The sequence below is a fragment of the Pseudomonas sp. CGJS7 genome, from assembly GCF_036961695.1.
The window spans coordinates 26754-39632 of record NZ_JBAMDI010000105.1 but is presented as its reverse complement, the minus strand read 5'-3'; the positions used below and the strand labels follow the sequence as shown (position 1 = coordinate 39632).

Sequence of the window (12879 nt, the reverse complement as noted above, 5' to 3'; positions counted from 1 at the left end):
AAGCCAGATCAACAGCCACATCAACAGCAGAGGGGTGGCTGTGCTGATCTTCGTCATTCCAACGCAGCGCCATTTCGCCTATTGTCGATGCTCCCATCCCCAAACCATTGGCAAACCCATGGAGAACGTCATTGTCATCACCGGCGGCAGCCGCGGTATCGGCGCTGCCACTGCGCTGCTGGCCGCCCGCCAGGGCTACCGCATCTGCATCAATTATCACGCCGATGACCAGGCCGCCGAAGCCATCCTCAGCCAGGTCCGCGCCCTGGGCGCCGAGGCCATCGCGGTGCGCGCCGACGTCAGCGTCGAAGATGAAATCATCCAGCTATTCCTGCGCGTCGACGATGAGCTCGGCCCGGTCACCGCACTGGTCAACAACGCCGGCACCATCGGCCAGCAGAGCAGGGTCGAGGACATGTCCGAGTTCCGGCTGCTGAACGTCATGAAGACCAACGTCGTCGGCCCCATGCTCTGCGCCAAGCACGCCCTGCTGCGCATGGCGCGCCGGCATGGCGGGCAAGGCGGGGCCATCGTCAACGTATCATCGGTCGCCGCACGCCTGGGTTCGCCCAACGAGTATGTCGACTATGCCGCCTCCAAGGGCGCGCTTGACACCTTCACCATCGGCCTGGCCAAAGAAGTGGCAGGCGAGGGCGTGCGCGTCAATGGCGTACGACCAGGCTATATCCATACCGGTTTCCATGCGCTTTCGGGTGACCCGGATCGCGTCAGCAAGCTTGAACCTGGCTTGCCCATGGGCCGAGGAGGGCATCCCGAGGAAGTGGCCGAGGCCATCCTCTGGTTGCTTTCGGACAAAGCCTCCTATGCCACCGGCAGCTTCATCGACCTGGGCGGCGGGCGCTGAGCGCCCGTCAAGGTTCCAGCAGCTCGCGAACCCGCTCTGCCAGTGCTTCCAGTTCGAACGGCTTGGTCAACACCAACGTACCTTGCAGCGGTTGGCCGTCGCTGAGCGCCGCGCTCTCATCGTAGCCGGTGATCAACAGCACCTTGAGGTCCGGGTAGCGCTCACGGCAGCGTTCGGCTACCTGGCGGCCATTCAGGCCGCCAGGCAGGCCGACATCGCTCAGCAGCAAGTCTGGCCGTTCGCCGCTTTGCAGGTGGGTGAGGGCAGACGGACCGTTCTCGAAGGCGTCCACCCGATAGCCCAGCTCTTCCAACACTTCGCCGATCACCAGGCGCAAGGCAGTCTGGTCTTCAACCAACAGAATGCGTTTGGCAGCCTCGCTGCTTCTTTGCAAGGGCGCGCGCGGAGGTTTACTGACTGGCGCCTGGGCTTGCTCGTGGTGGCGGGGTAACAGCAGCTCGATGCGGGTACCCTCGCCAGGCGCCGACAGCACCCGTAATTGCCCACCCGACTGGCGCACGAAGCCATAGGTCATGGACAGACCCAGGCCGGTGCCCTGGCCCATCGGCTTGGTGGTGAAGAACGGCTCGACTGCGCGCTCGACAACTTCAGCCGACATGCCGCTACCGTTGTCGACGATGCTCAGCCGCACGAACTCGCTGGCCGGCAGTTCCATTGCCACGGCCTGCTCGTCGTCAAGCAGCAGGTTGTCGCCGATGATCTCGATCACACCCCCGGCAGGCATGGCATCGCGCGCGTTGATGCATAAGTTGAGCAAGGCGCTTTCCAGTTGGGGAGGGTCGATGAAGGTCGGCCACAGCTGGCTGGCGAAGCGGCTGCTCAGGGTAATCGCCGGGCCGATGGTGCGGCGCAGCAGGTCTTCCATGCCAGCCACCAAGGTGGCCACTTGCGTGGAGCAGGGTTGCAGGGTCTGCTGGCGGGAGAACGCCAGCAGCCGGTGCACCAGCGACGAGGCCCGCTGCGCCGCGCTGCTGGACAGCTCCAGCAAGGGCGCCAGGGCGTCGAAGCGTGACTGGTCCAGGCGTTGACGCATCAACTCCTGGGCGCCCAGGATGCCGCCCAGCAAATTGTTGAAGTCGTGGGCAATGCCGCCACTGAGCTGGCCTACGGCCTCCATCTTCTGTGCCTGGCGCAGCGCCGCTTCGGCCTTGGCCAAGCGTTCCTGCTCCTGCACTCGCTCACTGATGTCATAGGCGAACAGAAACGCGCCCTGTACCTCGCCTATGGGGTCGCGCAAGGCGTTGAAGCGCAACTCATAATGACGCACCGCGGGGGGCTTGCCGAAGGTGCCGATCTCGATGAACTGCTCGCCTGCCAGGGCGCGCTGCCACATCGGCAGAATAGGCGTCTGGCCGGCGGTGCCATCCTCGAACAACCCGGGCAGGTAGTCGCCGATTTCGGGTGTCCTCCCGTACAGCAGGTGGAAGTCATGCCTGGCTTGGCGATTGACAGCGAGCCAGCGCAGGTCCTTGTCGACCACATGCACATTGACCACACTGTGATCGACCAGCTCGGCAAACAAGCGTCGCTCCGCCAGTGCGGCATTCACCCGTTGTTCGAGCTCTTCGTTCAGGCGCTGCAGGGCCTGCTCTGCACGCCGGCGCTCGGTGACATCCTTGAACAATACCGCTACCTGGCGTTTCTCGGCAGGTTCTATGCGAAAAGTGGTCACCGACAGCACGTGGCCCGTGGCAATCAGTTCCTGCTCGAAGTGCAGCGGTTCGCCGGTGCGAAGCACCGCGCCATAGCGGGCCACCCAGTCATCCGCCTCATCGGGCACCATCTCGCGCAGTTTTTGCCCGACCACGTTGGGGATGCCGGCGTGTTTGGCATAGGCTGCGTTGGCCAGCACGTGCACGTAGTCACTCAGGGGGCCATGGGGGCCATCGAAGAACTCGATGATGCAGAAGCCTTCGTCCATGGTGTCGAACAGTGAGCGATAGAAGTCCTGGTCGTGCGCCTGGTGGCTTGCAAGCCGTTGCTCCAGCAGTGTGTTCTGTCGCTGGAGGTCTTCGACTTGTTGGCGCAGTGAGTTCAGATCACGAGAAGGCATGCCTGCGTCCGGCCAATGAAAAGTCCTGACTTTAACGTGTTCACCTGCAGGCGAATAGCCACTCAGGGTGACTGGGCGGTGCTCCCCAGCAGCCGTTCAAGCGCCTGGGCAAGTGCTTGCAGATCGAAGGGCTTGGCCAGCAGTTCGGTGCGCCGGTGGGGCCGCGCATTTGCCGTACTGTGCGCAAGGTCATAGCCTGTGATCAGCAGCACCGCGGCATGCGGTGCAATATCTCGACAGGCGTCCGCGAGTTGGTAGCCATCGATACCCCCGGGCAGGCCGACATCGGTGATCAGCAAGTCTGGCGCAGGGGCTTCCTGCAAGGCCTTGTATGCCTGGCGGCCATCTTCGAATGCTTGAACTTCATGGCCCTGGTCCAGCAATACCTCCAGCATGACCAGGCGCAGGGCCGGCTCGTCTTCCACCAGCATCACCTTGCACACGCGCTGCTGAAGTGAGACCGCAGGTGCAGTCCCCTCGACGTGGGGGCAGGGTGAAGCGGCGGCGACGCTTTCATCGCAGGGGAGATACAGGTTGATGGCGGTACCCTGGCCAGGCGTGCTGTCGATGACCAACTGGCCACCGGATTGCCGCACAAAGCCGTAGACCATGGACAACCCAAGGCCAGTGCCCTGGCCGAGCGGCTTGGTGGTGAAGAAGGGCTCAAGGGCGCGCTGCATCACTGCTTTGGACATACCCATGCCGGTGTCTTCAACGCGGATACGCAGAAACCGGCCAGCGGCCAGGCGCAGTTGCCTGGCTTCGGCGCCTTGCACTTCGACATTGGCGCAACCAATGCTCAAGGTGCCGCCAAGCGGCATGGCGTCTCGGGCGTTGATGCACAGGTTGAGCAGCGCATTTTCCAGTTGCTGTGCGTCAATTCGGATGGGCCATTGTCCGGCATGCGTCTGGTCGTGATAGTCGACATAGGGGCCGGTGGAGCTGCTGATCAGGTCGTGCATGCCGGCCACCAGTTGCTGTACATCGACCCGTTGCGGGACCAGCGTCTGCTGCCGTGAGAATGCCAGCAAGCGCTGCACCAAGGCTGCGGCGCGTTGGGCATTGTGCCGGCTGAGTTCAAGCAGCTGCGCGGTGTCCGCCAGGCGTTGCTGCACCAGACGTTGCCCGGCCAGTTCCAGGGCGCCAAGGATGCTGGCCAGCAGGTTGTTGAAGTCATGGGCAATCCCGCCGGTCAACTGGCCGACCGCCTCCATTTTCTGCGCCTGGCGCAGTGCTTCTTCGGCCTGCTGCAGGCGTTCCTGTTCGGTCACGCGCTGCGTGATGTCATAGGCGAACAGGTAGCCGCCCTGAATTCGCTGCTGAGCATCGAGCCACGGGTGGTAGCGAATTTCGTAGTGGCGTGGTGCGTCGTCCAGCCCGAAGGTGACGGTGTCGATGAACGCTTCCCCCGCCAGTATGCGCGGCCATATCGGGGCCAGGCGGCCCATGATGTCGGGTTGACCGGTCAGGAACTGGGGTACGTAGTCGCCAATCTGCGGCACGAAGCCTCGGTAACGCTCGAAGGTTTCGCGCGCCGTGCGGTTGATGGCCAACAGGCGCATCCTGCGGTCGGCAGCAAACACGTTGGCCGGGCTGTTGTCGAGCAGTTCTCCAAGCAGCCTGTCATGCGCCTGGACGCTGTCTTCGCGCTCTGCCAGGCGTGCTTCCAGTTCTGCGACACGCGCTTGCAATTGTGCAAAGGACGCAAGCGTATCTGGCTGCATGACGAAGGCCTGATGATCGGATCGAGCAACTATAGTTGCCCCTCGGGCCCCTCGCTATCAGAACGAGCGAATGATCCGCCCGAGGGTTTCCATGGCCTGTTCGGCGCCGTCATGCCAGGGGCTGCCGTAGTTCAGGCGGATGCAATTGCCGAAGCGTCGGGTGGGCGAAAAGATCGGCCCGGGCGCGATGCTGATGCCTTGGGCCAGGGCCATGTGGAACAGCTTGAGGGCGTCCATCTGCTCGGGCAGTTCCAGCCACAGGAAGTAGCCGCCGGAGGGCTGGCTGACCCGTGTCTGCGCCGGGAAGTGGCGGGCGATGGCTGCCAGCATGTTGGCCTGCTGGCCCTCCAGCGCGTAGCGCAGCTTGCGCAGGTGGCGGTCGTAGCCGCCGTGTTGCAGGTAGTCGGCGATGGCCGCCTGAGCCGGCATGGAGGCACACAGGGAGGTCATCAGTTTCAACCGCTCGATCTTCTGCGCAAAGCGCCCGGCGGCCACCCAGCCAATGCGATAGCCCGGTGCCAGGCTTTTGGCGAACGAGCCGCAGTGCATGACCAGGCCTTGGGTGTCGAAGGCCTTGGCGGGTTTGGGCGCCTGTTGCGAGTAGTACAGCTCGGCGTACACGTCGTCTTCGATCAACGGCACCTGATGGCGCGCCAGCAACTCCACCAGGGCCTGTTTCTTGGCCTCCGGCATGCTTGCACCTACCGGGTTCTGGAAGTTGGTCATGCACCACACGGCCTTTACCGGGTGCTTTTCCAGGGTCTGCGCCAGCACCCCCAGGTCCATGCCCTCGCGCGGGTGCACGGGGATTTCCACGGCCTTGAGCTTGAGCCGCTCCAGCACCTGCAGGCAGGCATAGAAGGCCGGGGCCTCGATGGCGACCAGGTCGCCCGGCTGGGTCACGGCCTGCAGGCACAGGTTCAGGGCCTCCAGTGCGCCGTTGGTGATCAGCAGCTCTTCCATCGGCAGCATCAGCCCACCGACCATGTAACGCAGGGCGATCTGCCGGCGCAGCTGCGGGTTGCCGGGGGACAGATCGGTCACCACCATGCGCGGGTCCATGCTGCGGCTGGCACTGGCCAGTGAGCGGGACAGGCGTTGCAGCGGGAACAGTTCAGGGCTGGGAAAGGCTGAGCCGAAGGCAATGGTGTTGGGGTCCTTGATCGAGTCGAGGATCGAAAATACCAAGGCGCTGACGTCGACATCGGTAGACTCGCTCACCGGTTGCAGCGCCTGCGGCTCGCTGAACTGACGCGGAACGTGGGCGTTGACGAAATACCCGGAGCGCGGCCGGGCGCGGATCAGCCCGCGCCGTTCCAGCAGGTAATAGGCCTGGAACACGGTAGACGGGCTGACCCCGTGGGTCTGGCTGGCGTAGCGCACGGACGGCACGCGCTGGCCGGGGCCCAGCACCCCGGAGCGGATCAGTTCGGCAATGTCATCGGCGAAGCGTTCGTAGCGTTTCATTCTGGCCTTCTGTCCAAGCCTGGCAGGCAAGGTGGCGTGAGTGTAAAGGATCAGCGGTTCATGGGGGCGACGAAGCGACTGTGCGCCACGCTGCGAATAGTGGGGTCGTCTCGCTCGCTGATTTCAAAGCTCAGCGTCTGCGAGCTGCTGCTCGGGCGCTCGGCGAGCATCGCCACCGACACCGGCAGTTCGCTCATTTCGCCAGCAGGGATGACCAGTGCGCTATTGCCCTGCAGGGTGAAACCGTCAGCGTCCAGCAGGCGCAATTGATAGTGCTGGGTACGTTCGGTCTTGTTGATGACTTTGAGCAGGTAAATGTTCTCGATCTGGCCTTGGGCGTTTTCGCGGAACAGGCCGCGGTCCTTGATCACATCCAGCGATACCATCGGGCGCATCTGCAGGGCCACCACCAGTGCCCCGATCATGACCAGCAGTGCGGCAGCGTAGCCCAACAGGCGCGGGCGCAGCCAGTGCGTGGTACCGCCTTGCAGGCTGTGCTCGGACTTGTAGCCAATCAGGCCGCGGGCGTAACCCATCTTGTCCATTACTCCGTCACAGGCGTCGATGCACGCGGCACAGCCGATGCAAGCCATCTGCAAGCCATCACGGATGTCGATGCCGGTGGGGCACACCTGCACGCATAGGGTGCAATCGATGCAGTCGCCCAGTCCCTGGGCACCGACGTCACTGCCTTTCTTGCGCGGACCACGGGCTTCGCCACGACGCGGGTCGTAAGCGACCGCCAGGGTGTCCTTGTCGAACATCACGCTCTGGAAGCGCGCATACGGGCACATGTGCAGGCACACCGCTTCACGCAGCAGGCCGGCATTGATGTAGGTAGCGGCCGTGAAGAACAGCACCCAGAACAGTGCCACACCGCCCAGTTGCAAGGTGAGCAATTCTGCGGCCAGTGGCCGGATCGGGGTGAAGTAGCCGACGAAGGTCAGCCCCGTGAGCACGCCAATGGCCAACCACAGGCTGTGTTTGAGCGTGCGACGGGCCAGTTTGTTCAGGCTCCAGGGCGCCGCGGCCAGCTTGATGCGCTGGTTGCGGTCCCCCTCGGTAACCTTTTCGCACCACATGAATAGCCAGGTCCAGGTGCTTTGCGGGCAACTGTAACCGCACCAGACGCGACCGGCGTAGACGGTGATGGCGAACAGGCCAAAGGCACAGATGATCAGCAGCGCCGACAGCAGGATGAAGTCCTGGGGCCAGAAGGTGGCGCCGAAGATGTGGAACTTGCTGTTTCCCAGGTCCCACAGTACGGCCTGGCGGCCGTTCCAGTTCAGCCAGGCCGTGCCGAAGAACAGCACGAACAGGGCGCCGGCAAAGCCGATGCGCAGGTTACGGTAAAGCCCGGTAAAGCTGCGGGTATGGATGCCGCTGTCGGTGCGTCGTGCTTGGATGCTGGCTGGGGCGGTGGCGATCTCTGTAAAAGGGATTCTATCGTTCATGGTTCGGTGCTCATCAGGCCTCGATCAGGCATGAGCACTATGGCGCTGAAGCTGTTATCAGCACAGGTTCAGATTTTACGATAAAAACCATATCAGATTTGCCGCATAGCCCCGGCAGGCCTCATATCACCGAGCCTGGCGCGCTGGCCTTCAGATGCCTGCGGCTATCCACCGCACCCGCCACGGTCAGTGCATCGGCCTCGGTTTCGGTAATGGGCACGCGTTGGCCGGCCAGTATGGCCACCGACATGCGCAACTGCTCGTCGGTGATGATCTCGATATCCGGGCCTTCGCCCTCGATGCGCAGGCCTTCGCCGATCAGCGTGCAGCGGCGGGTGGTTTCGTCGATTTCAATGGGCATGGTGAGGTCCTCCCGGGGTGATTACAGGGTGGACCACGGTCAGGGGCCAGTTGCTGCATCAGCAAGCTGAGCGGCACTTTGCAGTACGTGTGACGGTCAACCTTGCATAGGGCAGGCCTGCTGACGTGGCAGGCGGATTCATAAAGCTCAAGCAGGGGAAACAACTGCGATGGACGTCATCTGGCAAGCAATCCAGGCGGAATTCGCCGATGTCACCGATGAGCGCGAGGTGACGCAAATCCTTGTGCGCTTGCTGATGGCTGCTGTGCTTGGCGCAGTACTGGGCTTCGAGCGCGAACACAAGGGCAAGTCTGCCGGGGTGCGTACCCATATGCTGGTGTCGCTGGGGGCCGCCCTGTTCGTTCTGTCGCCCAGTATGGCGGGGTCCGACGAACAGGCACTCAGTCGGGTGATCCAGGGCATCGTTGCCGGTATCGGTTTTCTCGGTGCGGGTACCATTCTGAAGGGTAACGGCCAGGACACCAGCCATGTGAAGGGCCTGACGACCGCTGCCGGGCTATGGATGACCGCTGCCATCGGTACGGCGGCTGGCATGGGACGCGAAGCCACGGCGCTGATCAGCACGGTACTGGCCCTGCTGGTACTGGGCACGATGCCGTTGCTGGTGGAGAAGGTCGAAGGGCAGGATGAGGAGAAGCAGAAGGAGGAAGAGGGCAGGAAGCACTGAGGGGAGCCGAAGCTCCCCTCAAAGCGTTGTTGCCTGCTCTTTTTTTATTATTGGGACCGGCCTTTTGTTGTTTTTGTCGGCTTGTCCTGGTGTTGCGGGCGACCCCCATGCGGGGTCAAGAGCAAACGTATTTTTTTGAGCGCTGACCTGCTTTCATCATTGCTGATCCGAACCTGGCTGCCGCTACCTTGAGGTAGTTTTATTGTTCTGTGCCAGACCGCGGGGCGAACCCCTGAAAAGCGTGTCGACTCCAAAAAAATCTGCTTGCTACGCCTCTGCCGTGTTGTTCTTGTTATGTCAGAGCCGTTACCTGTTGTTTTTATTGGGTATCGCGTTTTTTTTGTTGTTGTACCAGAGATATAGCAGGGTGCGTGCCAACTTTTGGAAACCCTTTAAAATCAATGAGTTAAGAATATTGGTCGACACCACCCAGCCTGAAATTCTGCCGATTTGTTTCCCTGTTACCCGATTTTTTGCTGTGAAATGTGCGGGAGGTAACACTTCACCCACACCAATGTGACACCCGTGTGACCTATCGTGCGCTGCACGCCCGTGCTACCCGCGACCCGTTGTCGCGGCCCAGCACGTCGCTGATGCGCTGGCCGGCGGCTATCAGCCGGCCCAGGTCGATGCCGGTTTCAATGCCAAGCCCCTGCAGCAGGTACACAACGTCTTCGCTGGCGATATTGCCGGTAGCACCCTTGGCGTAAGGGCAGCCGCCCAGCCCGGCTACCGAGCTGTCGAATACGCTGATGCCTTCGAGCAGGCTGGCATAGACGTTGGCCAAGGCCTGGCCGTAAGTGTCATGGAAGTGTCCGGCCAACTGCTCGCGCGGTACCTGGGCCGACACCACCTCGAACAGGCGTCGGGTGTCGCCTGCGGTGCCGGTGCCAATGGTGTCACCCAGCGAGACCTCGTAGCAGCCCATGTCGTGCAGGGCGCGGGCCACCGGGGCCACCTGCTCGGCGCTGACCTTGCCCTCGTAAGGGCAGCCAAGCACACATGACACATACCCGCGCACGCGCACGCCGTGGCTGCGCGCAGCGTCCATGATGGGTTCGAAGCGCTTGAGGCTTTCGCTGATCGAGCAATTGATGTTGCGTTGCGAGAACGCTTCGGAGGCGGCAGCAAACACCGCTACTTCCTTGACCCCGGCAGCCAGGGCGTCCTCGAAACCGCGCAGGTTCGGCGCCAGTGCGGCATACGTCACACCGGGGCGCTGCTGGATGCCGGCGAACACCTCGGCAGAGCCGGCCATCTGTGGCACCCACTTGGGGGACACGAAACTGCCCACTTCTATATAGGCCAGGCCCGCTTCGGTGAGGTCGTTGACCAGGCGTACCTTGTCGGCGACGCTGATGGGCTGGGCTTCGTTCTGTAGGCCGTCGCGTGGGCCGACTTCAACCAGGCGGACGTGTTTGGGCAAGGACATGGCGGGTTTCCTGTGGCGTTCAGCGGTTGTCTTTGTTGTTCAGGGTGGCGGCCAGGGCTTGTTCGCAGCGTTCCTGGGCGGTGTCCAGTTCCAGTTGCATCTGGTGGATGTCCAGCATCTGCTGCTCCAGCTGGGCGCGGCGCTCGGCAATCTTCGCCAGCATGCTGTTGAGCTGTTTGAGGTTGCCGCTGGTGGGGTCGTACAGTTCGATCAACTCGCGGCACTCGGCCAGGGAAAAGCCGATGCGCTTGCCGCGCAGGATGAGCTTCAGGCTGACCTTGTCGCGCGGTGAGTAGATACGTTCCAGCCCGCGACGCTCAGGGCTGAGCAGGCCCTGTTCTTCGTAGAAGCGGATAGCGCGGGTGGTGATGTCCAGTTCGCGGGACAGGTCGGAGATGCTGTAGGTCTGAGTGCTCATGCTCGGGCTCGGCGTGGGGTATGCGGATATCCTGAGGGCAGGTTGACGTATACGTCAAGAAGAGGCCGCCAAGGATTATTCCGACAACCCTGATCTGCGATACGCATTGGGCGTTTGCCCACTCAAGCGCTTGAACCACCGGGCGAAGTAGGTCGGGTCGGTAAACCCCAGGCTATCCGACAACTGCCCAATGCTCATCCGCGTGTAAATAAGGTTGCGTCGCGCCTCCAGCAACAACCGCTGGTGCACCACCTGCAATGCAGTCTGACCGCTCAGTGCCCGGCACAGCTGGTTCAGTTGCAAACTCGGAATATTCAGCCGCGCGGCAAAGTCTTCAACCGACAGATGCTCGCGGTAATGCGCTTCGACCAGGCGCAAGTATTGCCCCAGCAACAGGCGGTCACGTTCATCACGGTTACGCGGTGCCTGCCCTTGCTGCTGACGGCGGCTGATCCACACCATCAGCGCGGTCACCAACGCTTCCAACATCGCGGCGCGTGCCGGGGCATTGCCTTGGTACTCCCGCTGCAAGGTGTCGACCAGGCTGCGCAGGTGCACGCGGTCATGGCCCAACGGATAACACGCAGGCTGTGCCAGCACCGTCAGTGGCGCGCCCAGGCGCTGTTCCAGGTTCGCTACAAGGGCAGTACCAAAGGTCAGGACATAGCCCTGGATATCGGCGCTGAAGCGAAAGCCATGCACGGTCATCGGTGGCACGACCTGGATCGCCGCTTCGCCGATGGCACTGCGCACCCCCTCGATCTCCACCTGGGCCTGGCCACGCTGTACATACAGCAGCTGGAACAGCTCGGCATGCTGGTGCGGCTTGATCTCCCAGTGATGCAGGCGGCTGCGTGCCGGGATCGACTCGCAGTGCAGCAGGTCGGTGCCGGGCCAGGCCTGATTTTCGCCATACAGCTTGAACAACGGGACGCCGGGGAGGGTGGATTTCATCTGGGTTGGCCTGTCCGTTAATCGAACGCTTTTCGTAAAAGTGCAGGTTTTTTATGGAATAGCACACTTAAACGGCGTTTTCTGCCAGTAAAAATGCAATGGCAAACCCTAACAGCAGATGCCGCCCCGCTGCCAGTCCCAGGCCGGTATCGTCCGAACAGAGACAACAACAATGAAAACTCAGGTTGCAATTATTGGTGCAGGTCCGTCTGGCCTGCTGCTGGGCCAGCTGCTGCACAAGGCCGGTATCGATAACATCATCGTCGAACGCCAGACCGCCGAGTACGTAATAGGCCGCATCCGCGCCGGGGTGCTGGAGCAAGGCACGGTCGACCTGCTGCGCGAGGCCGGCGTGGCCGAGCGCATGGACCGTGAAGGCCTGGTGCACGAGGGGGTCGAACTGCTGGTTGGCGGGCGCCGCCAGCGTCTGGATCTCAAAGCCCTGACCGGCGGCAAGACGGTGATGGTCTACGGCCAGACCGAAGTCACCCGTGACCTGATGCAGGCCCGCGAAGCCAGTGGTGCGCCGATCATTTATTCAGCCGCCAACGTTCAGCCGCATGAATTGAAAGGCGAAAAGCCCTACCTGACGTTCGAAAAGGATGGCCGGGTGCAGCGGATTGACTGCGACTATATCGCCGGCTGCGACGGCTTTCACGGCATCTCGCGGCAGAGCATCCCGGAGGGCGTGCTGAAACAGTATGAGCGGGTTTACCCGTTTGGCTGGCTGGGCCTGCTGTCGGACACACCGCCGGTCAATCACGAGCTGATCTACGCCCACCATGCGCGCGGTTTCGCGTTGTGTAGCCAACGCTCGCAAACACGCAGCCGCTACTACCTGCAGGTACCTTTGCAAGATCGGGTCGAGGAGTGGTCTGACGAGCGTTTCTGGGACGAACTGAAAGCCCGTTTGCCCGCCGAGGTGGCGGCGGACCTGGTCACAGGCCCCGCGTTGGAAAAAAGCATTGCGCCACTGCGTAGCCTGGTGGTCGAACCCATGCAGTATGGTCACCTGTTCCTGGTGGGTGACGCGGCGCACATCGTCCCCCCTACGGGTGCCAAAGGCCTTAACCTGGCGGCCTCGGACGTCAACTACCTGTACCGCATTCTGGTCAAGGTGTACCACGAAGGGCGCGTCGACCTGCTTGCGCAATACTCGCCGCTGGCCCTGCGCCGCGTGTGGAAGGGCGAGCGCTTCAGCTGGTTCATGACCCAACTGCTGCATGACTTCGGTAGCCACAAGGACGCTTGGGACCAGAAGATGCAGGAAGCTGACCGCGAGTACTTCCTGACCTCGCCGGCGGGGCTGGTGAACATTGCCGAGAACTATGTGGGGCTGCCGTTCGAAGAAGTGACCTGATCCGTCATTGCGCAAACCTGGCACTCATGCAGGGAGCAAGGGCTGCATTGGTCAGCGAATGGCTTGCCGGTAATTACACCAA

General features: G+C 62.3%; 11 protein-coding genes. 3 read left to right on the top strand and 8 right to left on the bottom strand.

Going from position 1 to position 12879, the window contains the following annotated elements; genetic code table 11:
• Positions 1–118: 118 nt before the first annotated feature.
• Positions 119–865, top strand: coding sequence for an SDR family oxidoreductase (locus tag V7787_RS39695; protein WP_088512710.1), 747 nt, complete (start codon positions 119–121; stop codon positions 863–865).
• A 7-nt stretch (positions 866–872) separates the two neighbouring features.
• On the opposite strand, the gene V7787_RS39690 is transcribed toward V7787_RS39695, so the two are convergent.
• The 5 genes from V7787_RS39690 to V7787_RS39670 form a co-directional block, all read right to left on the bottom strand.
• Positions 873–2939: a PAS domain-containing protein gene (locus tag V7787_RS39690; protein ID WP_064493365.1), complete on the bottom strand. Its 2067-nt coding sequence runs from the start codon at positions 2937–2939 to the stop codon at positions 873–875.
• Between the two features lie 62 nt (positions 2940–3001).
• Positions 3002–4663: a PAS domain-containing sensor histidine kinase gene (locus tag V7787_RS39685; RefSeq protein ID WP_198748101.1), complete on the bottom strand. Its 1662-nt coding sequence runs from the start codon at positions 4661–4663 to the stop codon at positions 3002–3004.
• Positions 4664–4720: 57 nt separating this feature from the next.
• Positions 4721–6130, bottom strand: a complete 1410-nt coding sequence (gene mapR, locus V7787_RS39680) for a GntR family transcriptional regulator MpaR (RefSeq protein ID WP_003247831.1) — start codon at positions 6128–6130, stop codon at positions 4721–4723.
• Positions 6131–6180: 50 nt separating this feature from the next.
• Positions 6181–7584 (bottom strand): cytochrome c oxidase accessory protein CcoG, encoded by a 1404-nt coding sequence (ccoG, locus tag V7787_RS39675; RefSeq protein ID WP_064493367.1) that lies wholly within the window; start codon positions 7582–7584, stop codon positions 6181–6183.
• Between the two features lie 121 nt (positions 7585–7705).
• The gene (locus V7787_RS39670; protein WP_003247835.1) at positions 7706–7945 is read right to left on the bottom strand and encodes a DUF3203 family protein; all 240 of its coding nucleotides are present in this window, start codon (positions 7943–7945) and stop codon (positions 7706–7708) included.
• Between the two features lie 169 nt (positions 7946–8114).
• Between V7787_RS39670 and V7787_RS39665 the strand changes: the two genes are divergently transcribed.
• Entirely contained in the window at positions 8115–8633 is a 519-nt protein-coding gene (locus tag V7787_RS39665) for an MgtC/SapB family protein (protein WP_014590733.1), read from the top strand.
• Between the two features lie 532 nt (positions 8634–9165).
• On the opposite strand, the gene V7787_RS39660 is transcribed toward V7787_RS39665, so the two are convergent.
• The 3 genes from V7787_RS39660 to V7787_RS39650 all read right to left on the bottom strand — a co-directional run bounded on the left by V7787_RS39660 (position 9166) and on the right by V7787_RS39650 (position 11437).
• On the bottom strand, positions 9166–10065 hold the full coding sequence (locus V7787_RS39660; protein ID WP_020191380.1) for a hydroxymethylglutaryl-CoA lyase: 900 nt from the start codon (positions 10063–10065) through the stop codon (positions 9166–9168).
• 19 nt (positions 10066–10084) lie between these two features.
• Complete coding sequence (locus V7787_RS39655; protein WP_003247847.1) at positions 10085–10483, bottom strand: MerR family transcriptional regulator; 399 nt, start codon at positions 10481–10483, stop codon at positions 10085–10087.
• A gap of 75 nt (positions 10484–10558) precedes the next feature.
• Positions 10559–11437, bottom strand: coding sequence for a helix-turn-helix domain-containing protein (locus V7787_RS39650; RefSeq protein ID WP_003247849.1), 879 nt, complete (start codon positions 11435–11437; stop codon positions 10559–10561).
• A 172-nt stretch (positions 11438–11609) separates the two neighbouring features.
• On the opposite strand from V7787_RS39650, the gene pobA reads away from it, so the two are divergent.
• Positions 11610–12797: a 4-hydroxybenzoate 3-monooxygenase gene (gene pobA, locus V7787_RS39645; protein ID WP_336093106.1), complete on the top strand. Its 1188-nt coding sequence runs from the start codon at positions 11610–11612 to the stop codon at positions 12795–12797.
• Positions 12798–12879: the final 82 nt, after the last annotated feature.